Genomic DNA, 17,936 nt, shown 5'->3' on the forward strand with positions numbered 1-17,936 from the left:
CGCAAGCGCGGAGCGCTCGTCATCACGGATACCAAGCGCCTGCAATGCATGCTGAAGCACGACGCCGGTTGCGAGAACGCAGACCTCAGCGGGGACGTTCTCTGAACGAAGAAGGCCGGCAACGGGCCGGCCTTCTGTCGCTCAAGCGTTGCAGTCCATCAGTTATGGAAGTCGCGGCGAAGCATGAGGCGGACATTCGGATCGGGGTCCTGCCCCTGATACTTGCCCCATTCATAGACCTCGTTCGATTGTGGCGTCGCCTGCGTGACGGGCGCGTGCGGCGGCACCTGTGCGTGGGCGGCAGCCGCGGACGGTGCGACACGATGGCGGCTGGTTTGCGCTTCTGCGGCCGAGACAGCGAGCGTGGCTGCCGACAGGGCAATCGCAAGAGCCGAGACGATTTGGCGTTTCATTCTGGAACTCCGATTTTCATTGGCCCGAGGCCAGTAAAACGGAGATAGGGATCCCCGCCGCGCAGGGATGTGCGAAATCGCACAGGTCGTCGTGCGGGGTCCGGAAGCGCGGGTCAGCGCATCTCGCGCAGCGCATTGCGCGAAATCTTGCCCGTGATGGTCTTCGGCAGCGCCGGCACGAATTCGATGGCGCGCGGATATTTGTAAGGCGCAATCTGCGCCTTCACGAGATCCTGCAATTCCCGCTTCATCGCATCGCCGTTTTCGGCGCCCTCTCGCAGCACGACATACGCGGCTACAATCTGACCACGCTCTTCGTTCGGGAGCCCGACAACGGCGCATTCCGCGACGAAGGCGTGCTGCAGCAGAACGCCTTCGACCTCCGCGCCGGAAATGTTGTAGCCCGCGCTTACGATCATGTCGTCGGTGCGGGCGTGATACCAGAAATTGCCCTCTGCGTCGGTCTCGAACGCGTCGCCGGTCAAATTCCAGCCCGCCTGCACGTATTTTTTCTGCCGCTCCGGATCGGAGAGATAGCGGCATCCGGTCGGGCCGCGCACCGCGAGCTTGCCGACCTGCCCGGGCGGGAGCGGGTTCATGTCATCGTCGACGACGATCGCGCGATAGCCGGGCGCAGGCTTTCCGACAGATCCGGGAACATGCTGCGTGTCCTGGTTGATCACGAAGCCATGCAGCATCTCGGTCGAACCGATCGAATTCATCATCCGCACGCCGGTCGCGCGATACCACCCTTCAAGCACGGTCAGCGGCATATGCTCGCCTGACGAGATGCAGCTCTTCAGCGAAGACACATCATAGCCGGCGGCAAGCGGCGTCATGGAGCGATACAGTGTCGGCACCGTGAACAGTCGTGACACCCCTTCGCGTTCGACAGCCGACAGCATGGCGTCCGGCGTCGGTTGCTCCAGCATTACGGCGGAGGCGCCAAAGCGCAGCGGAAACACCAGCATAGCGCCGAGTCCGAACGTGAACGCGAACGGCGCAGAGCCCAGAAACACATCGTCCGGAACGGGCTTGAGGATATGCCGCGGCAGACAGTCCGCAATCGCAAGCACATCGCGGTGGAAATGCACCGTCGCCTTGGACTGACCGGTGGTGCCCGACGTGAACGCGATCAGCGCCACGTCGTCATGCGAGGGGATCACATTGTCGAAGGCGCCGCTTTTGCGCGCCATGCGCGCCTCAAGTCCATCGGCGGCATCGGTATGGAAATAGAGCGTCTTGAGGGCGGGCGCGGACTCCGCCGCCTTGTCGAGTTCACCGGCGAGCCGCACGTCGCACAGCGCAAACTGCACGCCCGCCTTTCCCAGCATGTAGGACAGCTCTGCTGTGCGCAGCAGAGGCATGGTCGCGACCGCGATGCCTCCCGCCTTCAGCACGCCGAGCCAGGCTGCGGCCTTCATCGCGTTGTTGGCGGACCGCAGCAGCACACGGTTGCCCGGCACAAGCCCGAGATCGTCTCGCAGCACAGCGGCGATGCGATTCGCCTTGTCGAGAAGCTGTTCGTAGGTCCAGGTCGCAGCCGGTGTGCGGATCGCGAGCCGGGGCCCAAAGCCCGCCTCGACCTGCCGGTCGATCAGTTCAACCGCAGCGTTAAACCGCTTCGGATAGCCGAGGGCATCGAGCCCCTCGAATTGCGGCCACAGATCGAAGGGCGGCAGGTGGTCGCGCGCAAAAGTGTCGGAAAAAGCGCTGGGATCAAGCATGGGACAAGTGCGAGGGGCGTGACGGCTCTCGAAACCTATCCGCGTGGAACAGCCTCTGACAACCGGCATGGCCCGTACGATTGACGGGCCTGCCGCATACGCATACATCCATATGGATATAATTCAAAATACGAGCGCGAGAAATGTGGCGTCCTCCGCAGCGCATCCAGTTTGAGCCGAAGCACGGCCGGATACCGTCGAAAGCCGAGGCTGAGAAATCGCGGCTTTTCTCGCCCGTATCGATCGGCCCGGTCACGCTCGAGCAGCGGACCTGGGTGCCGGCCATGGTGCCCTGGCGCGCGACGGATGACGGCTTTGTCACCGACGCTGTGGTTGAGTGGTACGCGCGTTTCGCGAAGGGCCGTCCCGGTGCGATCGTCGTGGAGGCCACGGGCATCCGTGACGTACCGAGCGGGCCGCTCATGCGCATTGGCGACGACCGGTTCATCCCCGGGTTGAAGCGGCTGGTCGACGCCATTCGCGACGCAAGCGACGGCCACTCGCGCGCGTTCATCCAGGTGATCGACTTCCTGTCGATCCGCCGCCGCCCCGACGCGAAGAAGTATTTCGAACGATTCCTTGCTATCACCGATGAACATCGCAAAGCCCTGCCCGGCCTGAGCGATGCCGACATCCGCGCGGCGCTCGCCGGCATGAAACGCGACGAACTCGCGAAGATCCTCACCGAGCGTGAGCTGGAATCGCTTGAGTTCGGCTATCGCGAGCGGGTCACCGATATGGACCTGCCGCATGTCCGCGAATTGCCAAAGGTGCTGCCGGACCTGTTCGCCAGCGCCTCGGTGCGGGCGCAAGCCGCGGGCTTCGACGGCGTCGAACTGCATTACGCGCATGCCTATACGATGGCGTCGTTCCTCTCCCGCAAGAACACGCGGGACGACGGCTATGGCGGATCGCTGGAAAACCGCGCGCGCCTGCCGCTCGAGGTCTTCAAGGAAGTCCGTGCCCGGACACGGCCGGACTTTGCGGTCGGCTGCCGCTTCCTCGCGGATGAATGCATTGACGGCGGCAGCGACGCGGATGACGCGACCTATTTCGGCCTAGCCTTCGCAAAAGCCGGCATGGACTTCATTTCGACCTCGCGCGGCGGCAAATTCGACGACGCGAAGCAGCCCGGTGTTGGCGGCGCCGCCTATCCCTATACTGGCCCGAGCGGTTACGAGTGCATGCCGCAATACATTTCCGATGAACGCGGCCCGTTCGGACGCAACGTCGACGCGACCACTGCGATTCGCAGGGCGGTTCGCGCCGAAGGCCTCGAAACGCCGGTGGTCTGCACTGGCGGCGTGCACAATTTCGAGTTTGCCGAACAGATGCTCGCTGACGGGGTGTGTGACGTCGTCGGCTCCGCGCGCCAGACGCTCGCCGATCCCGACTGGTTCCTCAAGACGAAGCTCGGGCTTGGTGACCAGGTGCGCATTTGCGAATTCACCAATTACTGCGAAGGCCTCGACCAGAAGCACAAGACGGTGACCTGCCAGCTTTGGGACAAGGAAGCGCTCAAAGACCCGAACGTGAGCAAGACACCGGACGGCAAGCGCCGCCTGACGGCACCTGAATGGTCTCCCCCACAATGACCCAGACGATCGAAATCAGTGAAGTCGGCATGCGCGACGGTCTGCAGATCGAGCGCAGCTTCGTCCCGACCGAAAAGAAGATCGCGCTGATCGACGCGCTCTCAAAGACCGGCGTGAAAAAAATCGAGATCACGGGCTTTGTGCATCCGAAAGTGATCCCGCAGCTTGCCGATGCCGATGCCGTCGCCACCGGCATCAAGCGTGAGCCCGGTGTGCGCTACGGCGCCTTCATTCCGAATGCGCGCGGCGCCGACCGCGCCATTGCCGTCGGCATCGACGATCTCAAGGCCGGAGTCGCGGTCAGCGACAGTTTCAACCGGCTCAATGTGCGCATGACCACCGAAGAGGGCATGAAAGCCATCGACGACATCGCCGCAGCCGCGAAGGGCACGCAGAGCCGGGTGGTGGGTGCAATCGCCACGGCCTTCGGCTGCCCCTATGAAGGCCCGGTGTCGCGCGAGCGCATGCACCGGATGATGGCGCAATTGCTGGGTCATGGCGCGCCGATCATCTATCTCGCCGACACCACGGGCGTCGCCAATCCCGACCGGATCCGCCGCACGGTGGAGGATCTGCAGAAGGCTTTTCCCGAAGCCACAATTGGACTGCATCTGCACAACACGCGCGGGATCGGCATAGCCAATGCGCTTGCCGGACTTGATTGCGGCATCCGCCATTTCGAGGGATCGATCGGCGGGCTCGGCGGCTGTCCGTTCGCCCCGCGCGCCGTCGGCAACATCTGCACCGAAGATTTCGTGCATATGGCGCACGAGATGGGGATCGAAACCGGCATCGATCTTGACGCCCTGATCGCAGTTGCGGGAATGGCTCAAGAGGTGCTCGGACGCCCCCTGCCCGGCATGGTGATGAAGTCAGGCAAGGCTTCGGAGCTTCACGCGATGGACGCCGTGCGCGTGAAGGTGGACTGAGCCGCGCGGCTATCCTGCAAGCGGGGCTTGCAGAATCCGCCGTCGTTGCTTGATCAGATATTCCAGCCGGCTGAGCGCGATCTGCAACGCGCTTGCATCGGACTCGTCCCGCTTGTCACGGGACAACTCGGTCCGCAGGATTTCGTCGATCTCGTCCTCGATCCGATCGAGATCTTCCTGGGTGGCCGCATCGCGTATGCGCCCTGTGATGTTGTAAAGCCGCTCGGGGGGACGGCCGCCTTCGGGCGCCGGCATCATGAATTTCCAGAATGCCGCCGCGAGCGAACTCAGCATGCCGAGCAGCATCGACGCGTAGAAAAACTGGTCGCCGTATTTATCGAAGATCGTTTTCACGTCCCCGCTGAAATAGGCCGCCGCGCCCGGATGAATGGGAATCGGTGCGTCCTTTTCCGTCGACGGCGCGCTGATCTGCGCAAGGATGGGGTGCTCACCCAGCATGTTGCTGCGCGTTTCCATGATCGCCTGGGTCAGTTGTGTCGCGGTATCGTCGTCCAGCTTTTCCTTGGCGATCAGATAGACCGGGACGCGCAGCGTCGTCAGATCGTCTTCCGGAATTGCCGGCGATCCGCGGATCGTTCCCTTCGGAATGTCGAAGCTCTCGTAAGCACCGACGGCGGCAGCGATGGCGCCGGCAGATTCGATCGGAATCAGCGTCGGACTCTTCTTGGCGTCGCGCGGGAAGAAATTGCGCAACATCGCAAGATATCGGCCCGAGATCGGCGTCACGAACAGGAGGGCCTGAACCTTCTTGCCCTGAATCGCCGCGGCGACATCCGGCAGAGACAGATCGACAAATTTCACCTTGTTCCGCGACAGATCGTATTCGCTATCCAGAACGGACGCGATCCGCTGATTGACCGGCCCGCCAACCACGCCGATCGTCTTGCCCTTGAGATGATCGAGGTCGGTAATCGACGAGCCCGGCAGACCGAGCAGCATCAGTACGCCGTGCGTGATGACCACGACGGTTCTTGCACCTTTCAGATCGGTCGCGTCGCCACGAACGATCGCAAGATCGGCCTCTCCCCTGGCGAACGCCTCGGCCGCGCCGAGCGGCGTGCCGGTGTCGATGACTTTCAGGCGGATTCGCGAGTTCGCGGTCGATCCCAGTTTGGACGCCAGCGCATTCATCAGCCGCGCGCCCTCGCCATCGAGCGAACCGGCGGCGACGGTCAGTGTCACCGGACGGATGGAATAACGGTACGCGTAAAGCCCAAGGCCTGCCGTCAGAACGACCAGGCCGAAGACCAGCGCAATTCTCATCCAGCGCGCAAGCAGCATGAAACGTCCGATCCGTCACGGAAGTATATCACTCGGACTCCCGCGTCTCCATCTGATAGAGCCCGATCAGTCGCGAGATCAGGACAGCGATGTAGAATACACCCGTCAATTGTTCCAGTTGACTGAACGAGCGGGCAAAAGGCGCAACCGGCGTGATGTCTCCAAAGCCGGTCGAGGTCAGGGTGGCAATGCTCAGATGCATCATATCCGCGAGAAGCGGCGCATCTTGATCGGGCACAGCGCCTGCCGCGCGCGGAATGGAAAAGGCTCCGGGCGACATGATCTCGATCATCGCGTAGGCGCCCGCCCAGCCGAAGGCGAGCAGGATATAAACGCTGAGCGCCGCATGAACACGATCCGCGTAGAGCGGGCCGAATGACAGAACGTGACGCAGGATCACGCCTGCGGTGAAAAAGCAGAACACCGCAAACGTGGCCATCATCGCGGCTTCGACCGGTTTGCTGCCCGTTAGGAACCAGGCAACCTGAAAACCGAATGTCGCGACAGCGAACATGATCCCAAGCACCCGCAATCGCTTGGCGCGACTGGCGGCCATGGTCCCGGCGACAAGAATGACCGCCACGATGATGCCGCCGACCAGCCGGGCGGCCGTTCCGCCCAGCACGAGCGGATGCAAGCCGACGTAGAGAAGCAGTGCGATCAGAAGGACGGTACCCGAGCCGCCATAGCGGAAAACTTCGGACTGGCTCGTTCCGGTGGGCTGGTGCATGGCGAATCGCCGGTTGATCGCCCAACTCTGCCACAACTCCTGTTGTGGTTCCCGGCCTTCTCAGCCGCGATACCCTATCTTCCTTGAGATCGCATCGGCAGCCTCATGGACCATCGGGCGCAACGCGCGCTCTCCGCCCATGGAGTCGGACATCTTCTCGGGCACGATCACGGTCACCGCGGCAACCACGCGCGAGTCGTGATCGCGCACCGGGAAGGCAAGACTGACCAGTCCGGGATCGACGGTCGAGTGGTGAAAGACATAACCCCGCTTGCGGTCGCCGGCGACCTGCCTGTTGAAATCCTGAATGGGCAGCATGGCCGACCCGTTCCGCAATTCCTTCCGCAGCCTTTCGTAGATTGCCCGCAGGCGCTCCTCGTCCTGATAGGCAAGCATGATCCGGCCGCTCGATGTTGTATGCGCGGGCAGGCGCGCGCCCAATTGTAGATTGCTGACAAGTCCCGCATTCGGCAGTGCGCGCGCGAGATAGACGGCATGCCAGCCGTCGAGAATTGCAACATGCGCGGCCGCGTTGGTGCGGTCACTGAGCGCACGGAGAAATGGCTGCGCGGTTTCCGTGATCGGCTGCGCGTGCAGGTATTCGAAACCAAGATCGAGCGTCTTCGATGTGAGCCGATAACGCCTTGTTTCGGAATCGCGCGCGATGAATCCGTCGGCCTCGAGTGTATAAACCAGCCGGTAGGTGGCCGATCGCGTTAATCCCAGCCCGGCCGCAAGTTCCGCGAGCGTCTTGGCCGGCTTGCTGCGCGGAAAAAGCTGCAACAGCGCGAGGCCGCGCGACAGACCCGGCACGATGTAGCGCGGGTCGATCCTGTCCTCGGAATCGTCTGCTTTTTGGCTCGGCATGGCTGTGGGCGCTCGTTTCCAGCGTTTCCCATATCAAACTTCACGTTGACATGACAAACGGCGTCTCCTACCGGAACGGCCAGAAAGTGAGGAGAGCTCAAATGGGACTGACGGCCGATATGGGGCGTTTCATCGCCGCACTGCGCTACGACATGCTGCCGGCGGATGCGGTCAAAACGGTTCGACTGGGTTTCACCGACTGCATCGCCTGCATGATCACGGGCTGGAACGAGCCTGTGACCCGCACCACGGCGCGCGGCCTCGGCATTGCCCATGACGGCTCCCACCCCTCGATTTCGTCCGTGCAGGCACCGGCTCCGGAGCGCGCGCTGGTTTACGGCGTCGCCGCGCACGCCATCGACTACGATGACACCGGCCTTGCCGGTCATCCGAGCGCGATTCTGGTTCCGACCATCCTTTCGGAAGCCGCCGAACGCGGCGCGGACGGGCGAGCGATGATCACGGCCTATGTCGCGGGGTATGAAATCTGGGCCGAGATGGCCCGGCGCGACCAGGACCAGCTTCATCGCAAGGGCTGGCATCCGACCGCGATGCTCGGAACCATTGCAGCGGCAGCCGCGGTCTCCTCCCTGCGCGGGCATGACGCAGCGATGGCGACGCGTACGCTCGGCGTCGTGGCCTCGCTCGCCGGAGGAATTGTCGGCAATTTCGGCTCGATGACAAAGCCCTATCAGGTCGGCCGCGCGGCTCAGTCCGGCCTGCTCGCCGCGCGTCTCGCGGAGGCTGGCCTCACGTCCACCGAGACCGCGATCGAGGACGATCTCGGTTTCCTGCGCGCGATCTCGCCCAAGGGCCAGGTCGACACCACGTCGCCTGCTAAGTTCGGAGAGGACTGGGGCATCCTGCGTGCCGGCATCAACATCAAGCTTTATCCGGTCTGCTACGCGATCCATCGCGCGGTCGATGCGGTCATCGACATGCGCAAGGTCAAGCCGGTGAAGGCCGAGGACGTCGAGGCGATCGATCTCGAGATCGGCGAGACCCAGGCGGAAATCCTGCGCGTGCATCGTCCCACCAACGGTCTGGATGCCAAGATCTCCGGCGAGTTCGGCGTGGCTTCGGCCATTGTGGCGGGAGCCTGCGGCAATGCCGAACTGACCGATGCTTTCGTGAACCGGCCGGATGTGCAGGACCTGATCCGCAAGGTCCGCGTCATCACCATCAAGGAACGCGACGATCACGAGCCGGCGCATTCGCCGTTCGATCGCGTGACACTGCATGTCCGCGGCGGCGAAAAGCTCACCACGGAAGCGGTCAAGCGCCCGCGCGGTCACTTCCAGCGCGGCGTCGAAACCGAAGCGATGTGGACGAAGTTCGAAGACTGCGTGAAGCCGACGCTCGGCGAAAGCGGCGCGCGTACGCTGTTCGATGCCATTCAGGGACTCGACCGCATGTCATCGACCGATGGTTTCGGCGTATTCCCGCCCGCGCAGCGTGCGGCAAACGCGGCCTAGTGCGGCAGGCATTGAAGCCGCGCGAATTACAAGAGTTGCTGGTGTCCTGCGGTTCCGACGCTTTCAAGAGCTAGGTACTACGAAACGGATACAGCGTAGTCACGAAGGACACTAAACATGGATGGACTTAAACATCTTCAGGTGGAGCATCCCGAGCCGGGCCTCATGGTGGTCCGCTTCAACCGCCCCGAGGTTCACAACGCGCTCAACACCGCGACCTCCGAAGACCTCTACAAGGTGTTCGGCAAGCTCGCCTTCTATCCGGGTGATGTGCGCTGCGTGATCCTGACCGGGGCCGGCGAAAAGGCCTTCAGCGCCGGTGGCGATCTCAAGGAACGCAAGGGCATGACCGATGAGCAATGGCGCGCCCAGCACGCGATCATCGAGGAAGCCGCCTACTCGATCATCAATTCCGCCGTGCCGGTGATCGCAGCGGTGAACGGTGTTGCGTTCGGCGGCGGATGCGAGCTGGCGCTGTGCTGCGACTTCATTTACGCGGCGCGGCACGCGCGTTTCGCCCTGCCGGAAGTGACCCGTGGCATCATGCCCGGTGCCGGATCCACGCAGAATCTGCCCCGCGCGGTCGGCGTGCGGCGCGCAAAGCAGATCATCATGAGCGGGCTGCCCTTCTCGGCGGAACAGGCCTATGATTGGGGCATGGTCAACGAGGTTTGCGACGCGGCCGACCTCATGCCGTCGGTCATGTCGATCGCACGCACGATCTGCGACAATGCGCCCATCTCGGTGCGGCAGATCAAGAAGGCGGTGAATGCCTCGATGAACATGGACCTGCAATCGGGCCTTGCGTTCGAAATCCAGTGCTACGAGCGCATGATCTCGACCGAAGACCGCCACGAGGGCGTTCTCGCGTTCAACGAGAAGCGAAAGCCGCAATTCAAGGGACGCTGATGTTTGGTCAGTCAACGCAGCGGTTGGACTGATACTCTCGCTTCTCTACAATAGGCGGAAAGACACTGAAAAGGTGCCCGCCAGCGAGACACTCCGCTGATCCGAATGGGAGGAAATGGAATGACGTTTACACGACGTACTGCGTGCCTTGCGCTTGCCCTGTCAGCGTTGACGCTGACAGCCGGCAGCGCGCTGGCACAGGACAAGTGGCCGAGCCGCGCGATCACCCTGATCGTGCCCTATCCGCCCGGTGCTTCCAGCGACTTCATCGGGCGTATGGTCCGCGATCAGCTTGAGGAGCAGCTCAAGGTGCCGGTCGTCGTGGAAAACAAGCCGGGAGCCGGCGGCACGACCGGAGCCATGCAGGTCGCGAAGTCCGCGCCTGACGGCTACACGTTCATGGTGACGGTCAACGCACCGGTCACCATGAATGCCCACATGCAGAAGAACTATCCGTTCGACCCGATGAAGTCGTTCACCCCCGTGGTCAAGGTCGCGGACGTGGCGATGACTCTTGCGGTCAATTCCAAGCTGCCGGTCAACAGCGTGAAGGAGTTGATCGATTACGCGAAAAAGAATCCCGATCAGAAGCTCAGCTTCGGCAGCGCCGGCGTCGGCTCCGCGCATCACATCGCGGGCGAATTGCTGAAGCAGAAGACCGGGCTGAACATGGTCCACGTGCCATACAAGGGCGGCGGACCGGCCATTCAGGATCTGGTCGCCGGACATATTCCGATCAGCTTCGGCACCACCCCCGCGGTGATGCCGCAGGCGCAGGCCGGCACCATCCGCATCATCGCGCTCGCCGAAACCAAGCGCTCCCCCGATCTACCGGGCGTTCCGACAATCTCGGAGACCGTGCCCGGCGTCGATACCTTCACCTGGGTCGGCGTGTTCGCGCCGCTCGGTACGCCGAAGCCCGTGGTCGATCGCGTCAACGCTCTCGTCTCTGACATGATCAAGAAGCCGGACGTGATCGCCAGGCTCAAGACGCAGGGCGCGACCGCTGCCGGCGGCTCGCCCGAAGCGCTGCAGAAGTCCATGCAGGAAGAATTCGATCACTGGACCAAGGTCATTCCTTCCATCGGCATCAAGCCGGAATAACAAGGAAGACCTTCAACTGCGGCGCCCGGCCTCTCGGGCGCCGCTCTTTATTTGGGACATACGATGTCTGAACAGGACTTACAGGGCCGCGCTGCGGTCGTCACCGGATCGGGCCGCAACATCGGACGCGCGATTGCACATGCGCTGGCAAAGAAGGGCGCCGCAGTCGTGGTCAACGGCTCGTCCAGCAAGGACGCTGTCGACAAGGTCGTTGCCGAAATCAATGCGGCCGGTGGCAAGGCGATCGGCGTGATGGCCGATGTGTCGAAGGATGACGAGTCCGCAAAGCTCATCCAGTCCTGCGTCGATGCCTTCGGCAACATCGACATCATGGTCAACAATGTCGGCATTCGCCGCTATCAGTCCTTCCTCGAGATAACGCCCGAGGACTGGAACACCGTACTCTCGATCAATCTCAGTTCGGCCTTCTATCTCAGCCGCCACGCGATCCCGCACATGCGCAAGAACAAGTGGGGGCGGATCGTGCTCATCTCCGGCTTCGACGGATTCTGGGCGCAGGTGACGCATCGCGCACATAACGTCACCTGCAAGGCCGGCATGCACGGATTAGCGAAGGCGATCGCGCGTGAGTTTGGCCCCGATGGCATCACCGCGAACACCGTCGTTCCTGGCGCCATCGATACCGAACGCGACTGGAGCCAGTATCCGCATCAGGCGAAGCAGAAGATCCAGTCCGAAATTCCTCTCGGCCGTTTCGGCGATGTGAACGAAGTAGCGGCAGCGGTGGCATTTCTTGCCTCGCCCGGCGGAGGCTTCGTGTCGGGCCAGGCCACGCACGTCAATGGCGGGCATTACATGATCTGACGGATATCGAGCCCGCTTTCGCGCGGGCCGATAGTCACGGCGGCGCATCGGTTCCCGCGTTCGTGGGGACACGGAGCGCGCTGCAATTGCAGCACGTATTTCCCCCACGACGAAAAGATACAAGGCAGGTGTGGTTATTCCGGCCCCTGCTTCTGCAGGATGAAGTCGCGCCACGGCGCGAACCCACGAGGATCATGTCCCTCATCGCTGTGGAACCCTCACAGGAATGGCTTTGGCCAAGGAATTTGGTCGCCTGGCCAATCGCACTCTGCCTCACGATGGTCATACCAGGATCGGCTCGCGCGTCGCATCACGCGCAAGGCGTGATCTTGCTTCCGCTCTCCTGACACAGCGCGGCCGATCATATCGCTGACTTCAGCGACGCGCCCGGATCATTCCCTCACGTCCCGACAGCAATGGCGAGGAGCCGCGGAAATGCCGCGCTCACGGCGCGCATTTGACATCGCAATCGCCCGGCATAGAATGACCACCCAACGATACAGATGTACCGCTTAGCGGTACATCTAGAATAATCACAGGTGGGAGGACGGAGGCGGCGAACCAGGCCCCTCCGCGCGCGCATGAAACGGATTGCCCTCGAGGAGCACTTCCTCGCGCCTGAATTCGAGCAATACTGGCTCAAGACGGTCGAGGACGTCGATCCGGCGCTCTACGGGCAGGTGCTGGCGCGCCTCAACGACTTCGGCGAGCAACGCCTCGCGGCGATGGATACATCCGGCATCGGCATCGCCGTTCTGTCACTTGCGGGACCCGGCGTTCAGATCGAACGCGACACCGCGACCGCAACCCGGATGGCGCGCAAGGCGAACGATTTCCTCGCGACGCAAATGCAGAAGTCGCCGGCGCGGTACCGCGGCTTCGCACACCTTGCCGTTCAGGACGCAAAGGCTGCCGCCGACGAGCTCGAGCGCTGCGTGCGCGATCTGACGTTTTCCGGTGCGATGATCAATGGCCACACCAACGGCCAGTATCTCGATCATCCGGACACATATCCTCTGTGGGAGCGGGCCGAAGCGCTCGGCGTGCCGCTCTATCTACACCCCGCCGATCCTGTGACGCCCGCGCCCGCGCTGGACGGCCATCGCGGCCTCAAGCGCGCCACCTGGGAATGGACGATGGAGACCGGCACGCATGCGCTGCGCATCGTTTTCTCCGGGCTGTTCGATCGCTTCCCGCGCGCCAAGCTCGCGCTCGGCCATCTCGGCGAAACCCTGCCCTATCAGCTCTGGCGCTTCGACAGCCGCGCCAAGCTCTACGGCGTGAAGCTGAAGAAGCGGCCGTCCGACTATATCCGCGAGAACATCGTGGTCACGACGTCCGGCATGTTCTCGTTCGAGCCGATCGACTGCGCGCTGAAAGCACTTGGCCGCGAGAACGTGATGTATTCCGCGGACTATCCGTTCGAGAACCCGGTCGAGGCCGGCGCCTTCATGGACGAATTGCCGCTCGATCCGCACGTGCTTGCCGACATCTCCTACAACAACGCCGCCCGTCTCCTTCGTATCGGAGAGCCTTCATGACTGTTGCGATGAAGCGTGCTGCCAAAGGGCCAGGCCTGGCCGGCGAGCCGGACAGGAACCAGGAAAAAAGCCAGGTTCAGGTGATTGCCCGCGCTGCTTCGATCATGCGCGCGCTGGAAGACACAACGACCGGGTTGAGCCTCGGCGAAATCGCGATGAAAGTCGGGCTCGCACGCTCGACGGTGCAGCGGATCGTCGCCGCGCTCGAAACCGAAAAACTGGTTGTCGCGGCATCGCCCGCCGGCCGCGTGCGGCTCGGTCCGACCATCCTGCGCCTCGCAGGTTCGGTGCGCACCGATTTCGTCGCGCTGGCCCGGCCATTCCTGATCGAGTTGTCGAAAGAGCTCCACGAGACCGTCGACCTTGCATCGATCAAGGGCGACCACCTCGTTTTCATCGATCAGGTGACCGGCTCGCAGCGCCTGCGCACGGTTTCCGCCGTTGGGGAAAGCTTTCCGCTGACCTGCACCGCCAACGGCAAGGCCTATCTCGCCGCGCTCGACAATGAGGCGATCGAGGCGCTGGTCGGCCGGACCTACAAGGCGCGCACGCAGCACACCATCACGAAACTGCCGCAGCTTCTCGAAGAGATCGAGACGGTGCGTCGCGACGGCTACGCCATCGACCGGGAGGAACACACGCTCGGCATCTGCGCCGCAGGCGTCGCCATGCGCGACATGCTCGGCAATTACGTCGCGATTTCAGTGCCCGTCCCGGCGCAACGCTTCCACGCCGAACGCACACGCATCTGCGAGCGGTTGCTCGCCACCAAACGCACGCTGGAAAGCCATCTGTCCAGCACGACCGGCTCATAAGGAGGAACACGCATGGCAAAAATTCGCGGCATCGATTTCGAGGAGAACCTTCGAAACGCGATGGGACTGGAATTCTATAACCTCTCGCATCGCTTCGGGTATCAGTCGCCGAACTGGCCCTATTTCGAAGACGTGAAAATTGAACGCATCCATTACATGGCGAAGTCGGGCGTCCTGTCGCAGCGAATCACGACATCGATGCACAACACGACGCATATCGACGCGCCGGCGCACGTGGTCCAAGGCACGCCGTTCATCGACGAGGTACCGCTGCCGCACTTCTTCGGCTCGGGCATCGTGGTGTCGATCCCGAAAAAGAAATGGGAACAGATCACCTATGACGATCTGGAAAAGGCTGCCGGCAAGGTCGTGCGTCCGCGCGACGTGGTGATCGTCAATACCGGCTGGCACCATCAATACGAGGACTCCGAGGACTATTTCTGCCGCGCGCCGGGCTTCGTGCCGTCGGCCGCCGATTGGTTCGTCGAGAAGCAGGTGAAGGTCGTCGGTCACGACACCCAGGCGAACGACCATCCGCTCGCGACCGCGATCGGTCCGCAGCGCAACGGCCCGTTGCATCCGCATCTCGCCGACGAGTACAAGGAATGGTCCGGCGGGCGCGACTGGAAGGACGATTTCCCGGAATGGGAGCCGGTGCATCGCAAGCTGTTCTCGAACGGCATCCTTGGCATCGAGAATGTCGGCGGCGAACTCGACAAGGTCACGGGCAAGCGCTGCACCTTCGCGTTCTTCCCGTGGAACTGGGATCGCGGTGACGGCTGCATCATCCGCCTCGTCGCAATCACCGATCCGAAAGGTGACTATCGCATCGAGCGTGGGGAGACGTTCGCATGATCGTCCGCAGATTCAACGAGGCGAAGCCCTACGAGGCGCCGAACCACCGCGGCTATACATCGCTCCGCCTGTTCGGCGCGGAGGCCGGCGGCTCCAAGGAGATGATCGTCGGGCTTTCCCACTTCCTGCCCGGCGGCGGCGCGGGGCCGGACGGCTCTCCACCGGAAAAGGTCTATTTCGTGGTGTCTGGCGAGCTGACCGTCATCGTCGACGGCAAGGAGCATGTGCTGAAGGCCAATGACTCCTGCTACATCGGCCCGAACGAGCAGCGTGAAATCATCAACCGCTCGAACGACGTCTGCACCATAGTGGTGGCGATGCTGCCGCCGCGGAAATAATAATCGTTGTCATGGCCGGGCTTGAGCCGGTCATCCACGCCTTGCGTCCGTCAAGACGTGGATGCCCGGCACAAGGCCGGGCATGACGGTGGAGGAAACCGTCATGTCATCCGAATCCTTCCTGAAAAATCCCCTCTCCCTGTTCGACATCCGGGGCAAGACCGCGATCGTGACCGGCGCGTCCGGCGCGTTCGGCGCGCTGGCGGCGAAGGTTCTCGCGGGCGCGGGCGCCAATGTGGTGATCGCGGCCGGCAAGGCCGATGAATTGAAGAAGACCGCCGCAGAATGCGAAGCGCTCGGCGCGAAAGTGGAGAGCGTCGCGATCCGCCCGAATTCGGAAGCCAATTGCGACAAGCTGGTGCAGGCCGCTGTCGATAAATTCGGACGGCTGGACATCCTGGTGGTCGGCTCCGGCAAGAATGATGTCTCGAAGATCGTGGACATGGCGCCGGAGCGCTTCCTCGACGTGATGGACGCCAATGTGACGCAGAGCTGGCTGATGGCGCGCGCCGCCGGCAAGCAGATGCTCAAGCAGGGTGGTGGCGGCAAGATCGTGCTGATGTCGTCAGCGCGCGGCCTGCTCGGCCATCCGGCCGGTTACAGCGCCTATTGCGCGTCGAAGTCGGCGGTGGACGGCATCACCAAGGCGCTCGGCTGTGAATGGGGCGACACCGGCATCACCGTGAATGCCATCGCGCCGACCGTGTTCCGCTCCGCGCTCACGGCATGGATGTACGAGGACACCGAGAAAGCCAAGGGCGTGCGTTCGGCCTTCCTCGCCCGCGTGCCCAAGGGCCGGCTGGGCGAACCATCCGATCTCGCGGGGCCCCTGCTCTTCCTCGCGTCGTCGGCGTCGGATTTCTACACCGGCCATATCCTCTATGCCGACGGCGGCTATACGGCGGGCTGATATGGCTGGCAAAGCGCGTATCGCCGTCATCGGCGCAGGTCTGATGGGTCATGGCATCGCGCAGGTGTTTGCGCTGGCGGGCCATGATGTGACGATCACGGACTCGTTCACGGCCAATCTTGATACCGTGAAGGCGCGGATCGCTGCGAACCTCGCCGATCTCGACGACGATCCGGCGGCGGTAAACCGCGTGACGCCGAACGCCGATCTCGGCGCGACCGTGCGCGACGCCGATTACGTGGTCGAAGCCGTGCTGGAAGACCTGCCGCTGAAGCAGACGCTGTTCGCGGAAATCGAGCGGCATGCGCGTGCGGACGCGATTCTTGCGAGCAACACCTCGGTCATTCCGATCACGAAGATCATGGAGGGACTGAAACGCCGCGAGCGCGCCCTCGGTACGCACTGGTGGAACCCGCCTTATCTCGTGCCGCTGGTCGAAGTAATCGGTACGCAATGGACCTCGCCAGAGGTGATCAATACGACGATGGCGCTGCACAAGGCGATCGGCAAGACGCCGGTGCATGTGAAGAAGGACGTTGCGGGCTTCGTCGGCAACCGGCTGCAACACGCGCTCTGGCGTGAGGCGGTCGCGCTGGTCGAACATGGCATCTGCGACGCTGAAACGGTCGATACCGTGATCAAGGCCGCGTTCGGGCGCAGGCTCGCGGTGCTGGGCCCACTGGAGAATGCCGATCTCGTCGGCACCGACCTGACGCTAGCGATCCACAACACCGTGCTGCCGGAAATTGAAAGCCGGCCCGGCGCCTCGCCCTATCTCGAAAAGCTGGTCGCGGACGGCAAGCTCGGCTTCAAGTCCGGCGAAGGCTTCCGCACGTGGACGCCCGAGCAGCAGAAAGAGTTGCGCGCCAAGGTGACGCAACATCTGAAGGCGGCGCGCGCCAAGGATCGGGCCACGGATCGCTCCGGCGGAAAGTGACACGATGCGCGGGCCGGTCGATTTCCATGCACATCTGATCGACCCGGCCGTCTACAGCGAAACGCAGGCCTTCAGCATCTTCGCGCAGACGACCGATGCGGCCCGCGCCGCTTCTGTGTTGGCGCGCATGGCTGATATTGATCAGCGCATCGCCGCGATGGATGCGATGGGCGTCGGCACGCAGGTGCTGTCGTCGAGCCTCGTGCATCAATGCACCTATGACGCGGCGCCGAACGACGCGCTTCGGCTTGACGCCGCGATGAACGAGGCGATCGCGCGCGCCGTCGCCATTCATCCGGACAGGTTCCGCGGCCTCGGCAGCGTACCGTTACAGGCGCCGGATCTCGCCGTCGCAGAACTGACACGCTGCATGACCGACCTCGGGCTGTCGGGGGTCACGATCTCGACCCGCGTGCGCAATCTGGAGATTGGCGACGCGGCGTTGCGTCCGTTCTGGGAAGCAGCGCAAGCGCTCGGCGCCGTGGTGTTCATCCACCCCGCCGGCAATCACGACAAGCGCTTTCACAAGTGGCAGCTCTGGAATTCCATCGGCCAGTCCTTCGAGGAGGCGATGGCAATCGCCTCACTGTTCTACGAGGGCATTCTCGACGCGTATCCGACGCTCAGGATCGTGGTCTCGCATGGCGGCGGCTATATGCCGTTC

General features: G+C 63.0%; 18 protein-coding genes. 13 read left to right on the forward strand and 5 right to left on the reverse strand.

The window, feature by feature from the left end; all coding sequences use genetic code 11:
• Nucleotides 1–158: 158 nt before the first annotated feature.
• Together VNZ93_RS16305 and VNZ93_RS16310 are read right to left on the reverse strand one after the other, a co-directional pair.
• Nucleotides 159–413 (reverse strand): hypothetical protein, encoded by a 255-nt coding sequence (locus tag VNZ93_RS16305; protein ID WP_325707287.1) that lies wholly within the window; start codon nucleotides 411–413, stop codon nucleotides 159–161.
• A 113-nt stretch (nucleotides 414–526) separates the two neighbouring features.
• The gene (locus VNZ93_RS16310; protein ID WP_325707290.1) at nucleotides 527–2,140 is read right to left on the reverse strand and encodes an AMP-binding protein; all 1,614 of its coding nucleotides are present in this window, start codon (nucleotides 2,138–2,140) and stop codon (nucleotides 527–529) included.
• Nucleotides 2,141–2,283: 143 nt separating this feature from the next.
• Here VNZ93_RS16310 and VNZ93_RS16315 point away from each other — a divergent pair, with 143 nt between their 5' ends.
• A complete protein-coding gene (locus tag VNZ93_RS16315) occupies nucleotides 2,284–3,735 on the forward strand; it encodes an NADH:flavin oxidoreductase (protein WP_325707293.1) in 1,452 nt (483 codons plus the stop codon).
• Nucleotides 3,732–4,664 carry a hydroxymethylglutaryl-CoA lyase gene (locus tag VNZ93_RS16320; RefSeq protein ID WP_325707296.1) on the forward strand — a complete coding sequence of 311 codons (933 nt, stop codon included), beginning with the start codon at nucleotides 3,732–3,734 and terminating at the stop codon, nucleotides 4,662–4,664. Before VNZ93_RS16315 ends, VNZ93_RS16320 begins: the two co-directional genes overlap by 4 nt.
• Before the next feature lie 9 nt (nucleotides 4,665–4,673).
• Here the strand turns inward: VNZ93_RS16320 and VNZ93_RS16325 are convergent, their stop codons facing one another.
• Genes VNZ93_RS16325 through VNZ93_RS16335 form a run of 3 tightly spaced genes read right to left on the reverse strand, consistent with a single transcriptional unit; the run spans nucleotide 4,674 to nucleotide 7,563 of the window.
• Nucleotides 4,674–5,966: a TAXI family TRAP transporter solute-binding subunit gene (locus VNZ93_RS16325; RefSeq protein ID WP_325707299.1), complete on the reverse strand. Its 1,293-nt coding sequence runs from the start codon at nucleotides 5,964–5,966 to the stop codon at nucleotides 4,674–4,676.
• A 28-nt stretch (nucleotides 5,967–5,994) separates the two neighbouring features.
• A complete protein-coding gene (locus VNZ93_RS16330) occupies nucleotides 5,995–6,696 on the reverse strand; it encodes an ion channel (RefSeq protein WP_325707301.1) in 702 nt (233 codons plus the stop codon).
• 60 nt (nucleotides 6,697–6,756) lie between these two features.
• Nucleotides 6,757–7,563 (reverse strand): IclR family transcriptional regulator, encoded by an 807-nt coding sequence (locus VNZ93_RS16335; protein WP_325707304.1) that lies wholly within the window; start codon nucleotides 7,561–7,563, stop codon nucleotides 6,757–6,759.
• Nucleotides 7,564–7,664: 101 nt separating this feature from the next.
• Between VNZ93_RS16335 and VNZ93_RS16340 the strand changes: the two genes are divergently transcribed.
• The 11 genes from VNZ93_RS16340 to VNZ93_RS16390 all read left to right on the forward strand — a co-directional run.
• Nucleotides 7,665–9,038: an MmgE/PrpD family protein gene (locus tag VNZ93_RS16340; protein WP_325707308.1), complete on the forward strand. Its 1,374-nt coding sequence runs from the start codon at nucleotides 7,665–7,667 to the stop codon at nucleotides 9,036–9,038.
• A 117-nt stretch (nucleotides 9,039–9,155) separates the two neighbouring features.
• Entirely contained in the window at nucleotides 9,156–9,947 is a 792-nt protein-coding gene (locus tag VNZ93_RS16345; protein ID WP_325707311.1) for an enoyl-CoA hydratase-related protein, read from the forward strand.
• A gap of 120 nt (nucleotides 9,948–10,067) precedes the next feature.
• The gene (locus VNZ93_RS16350) at nucleotides 10,068–11,051 is read left to right on the forward strand and encodes a tripartite tricarboxylate transporter substrate binding protein (protein WP_325707314.1); all 984 of its coding nucleotides are present in this window, start codon (nucleotides 10,068–10,070) and stop codon (nucleotides 11,049–11,051) included.
• Nucleotides 11,052–11,114: 63 nt separating this feature from the next.
• Nucleotides 11,115–11,876 (forward strand): 3-oxoacyl-ACP reductase family protein, encoded by a 762-nt coding sequence (locus VNZ93_RS16355; protein ID WP_325707317.1) that lies wholly within the window; start codon nucleotides 11,115–11,117, stop codon nucleotides 11,874–11,876.
• Between the two features lie 581 nt (nucleotides 11,877–12,457).
• Nucleotides 12,458–13,417: an amidohydrolase family protein gene (locus tag VNZ93_RS16360; RefSeq protein WP_325707319.1), complete on the forward strand. Its 960-nt coding sequence runs from the start codon at nucleotides 12,458–12,460 to the stop codon at nucleotides 13,415–13,417.
• Entirely contained in the window at nucleotides 13,414–14,232 is an 819-nt protein-coding gene (locus VNZ93_RS16365; RefSeq protein WP_325707322.1) for an IclR family transcriptional regulator, read from the forward strand. The genes VNZ93_RS16360 and VNZ93_RS16365 overlap by 4 nt, the downstream gene beginning before the upstream one ends.
• A gap of 12 nt (nucleotides 14,233–14,244) precedes the next feature.
• On the forward strand, nucleotides 14,245–15,087 hold the full coding sequence (locus VNZ93_RS16370) for a cyclase family protein (protein WP_325707325.1): 843 nt from the start codon (nucleotides 14,245–14,247) through the stop codon (nucleotides 15,085–15,087).
• Nucleotides 15,084–15,425 carry a cupin domain-containing protein gene (locus tag VNZ93_RS16375; protein WP_325707328.1) on the forward strand — a complete coding sequence of 114 codons (342 nt, stop codon included), beginning with the start codon at nucleotides 15,084–15,086 and terminating at the stop codon, nucleotides 15,423–15,425. The genes VNZ93_RS16370 and VNZ93_RS16375 overlap by 4 nt, the downstream gene beginning before the upstream one ends.
• A gap of 103 nt (nucleotides 15,426–15,528) precedes the next feature.
• Nucleotides 15,529–16,335 carry an SDR family NAD(P)-dependent oxidoreductase gene (locus VNZ93_RS16380; protein ID WP_325707332.1) on the forward strand — a complete coding sequence of 269 codons (807 nt, stop codon included), beginning with the start codon at nucleotides 15,529–15,531 and terminating at the stop codon, nucleotides 16,333–16,335.
• 1 nt (nucleotide 16,336) lies between these two features.
• Nucleotides 16,337–17,272, forward strand: a complete 936-nt coding sequence (locus VNZ93_RS16385) for a 3-hydroxyacyl-CoA dehydrogenase family protein (RefSeq protein WP_325707335.1) — start codon at nucleotides 16,337–16,339, stop codon at nucleotides 17,270–17,272.
• Nucleotides 17,273–17,276: 4 nt separating this feature from the next.
• A partial coding sequence (locus tag VNZ93_RS16390) for an amidohydrolase family protein (RefSeq protein WP_325707337.1) occupies nucleotides 17,277–17,936 on the forward strand: 660 nt, incomplete at its 3' end.

The organism is Pseudorhodoplanes sp., from assembly GCF_035565795.1.
In the GTDB taxonomy this organism is placed as follows: domain Bacteria; phylum Pseudomonadota; class Alphaproteobacteria; order Rhizobiales; family Xanthobacteraceae; genus Pseudorhodoplanes.

Coding starts and splice junctions, on each gene's coding strand:
- VNZ93_RS16305 (WP_325707287.1), bottom strand. CDS start 413: ATGAAACGCCAAATCGTCTCGGCTCTTGCGATTGCCCTGTCGGCAGCC.
- VNZ93_RS16310 (WP_325707290.1), bottom strand. CDS start 2,140: ATGCTTGATCCCAGCGCTTTTTCCGACACTTTTGCGCGCGACCACCTG.
- VNZ93_RS16315 (WP_325707293.1), top strand. CDS start 2,284: ATGTGGCGTCCTCCGCAGCGCATCCAGTTTGAGCCGAAGCACGGCCGG.
- VNZ93_RS16320 (WP_325707296.1), top strand. CDS start 3,732: ATGACCCAGACGATCGAAATCAGTGAAGTCGGCATGCGCGACGGTCTG.
- VNZ93_RS16325 (WP_325707299.1), bottom strand. CDS start 5,966: ATGCTGCTTGCGCGCTGGATGAGAATTGCGCTGGTCTTCGGCCTGGTC.
- VNZ93_RS16330 (WP_325707301.1), bottom strand. CDS start 6,696: ATGCACCAGCCCACCGGAACGAGCCAGTCCGAAGTTTTCCGCTATGGC.
- VNZ93_RS16335 (WP_325707304.1), bottom strand. CDS start 7,563: ATGCCGAGCCAAAAAGCAGACGATTCCGAGGACAGGATCGACCCGCGC.
- VNZ93_RS16340 (WP_325707308.1), top strand. CDS start 7,665: ATGGGACTGACGGCCGATATGGGGCGTTTCATCGCCGCACTGCGCTAC.
- VNZ93_RS16345 (WP_325707311.1), top strand. CDS start 9,156: ATGGATGGACTTAAACATCTTCAGGTGGAGCATCCCGAGCCGGGCCTC.
- VNZ93_RS16350 (WP_325707314.1), top strand. CDS start 10,068: ATGACGTTTACACGACGTACTGCGTGCCTTGCGCTTGCCCTGTCAGCG.
- VNZ93_RS16355 (WP_325707317.1), top strand. CDS start 11,115: ATGTCTGAACAGGACTTACAGGGCCGCGCTGCGGTCGTCACCGGATCG.
- VNZ93_RS16360 (WP_325707319.1), top strand. CDS start 12,458: ATGAAACGGATTGCCCTCGAGGAGCACTTCCTCGCGCCTGAATTCGAG.
- VNZ93_RS16365 (WP_325707322.1), top strand. CDS start 13,414: ATGACTGTTGCGATGAAGCGTGCTGCCAAAGGGCCAGGCCTGGCCGGC.
- VNZ93_RS16370 (WP_325707325.1), top strand. CDS start 14,245: ATGGCAAAAATTCGCGGCATCGATTTCGAGGAGAACCTTCGAAACGCG.
- VNZ93_RS16375 (WP_325707328.1), top strand. CDS start 15,084: ATGATCGTCCGCAGATTCAACGAGGCGAAGCCCTACGAGGCGCCGAAC.
- VNZ93_RS16380 (WP_325707332.1), top strand. CDS start 15,529: ATGTCATCCGAATCCTTCCTGAAAAATCCCCTCTCCCTGTTCGACATC.
- VNZ93_RS16385 (WP_325707335.1), top strand. CDS start 16,337: ATGGCTGGCAAAGCGCGTATCGCCGTCATCGGCGCAGGTCTGATGGGT.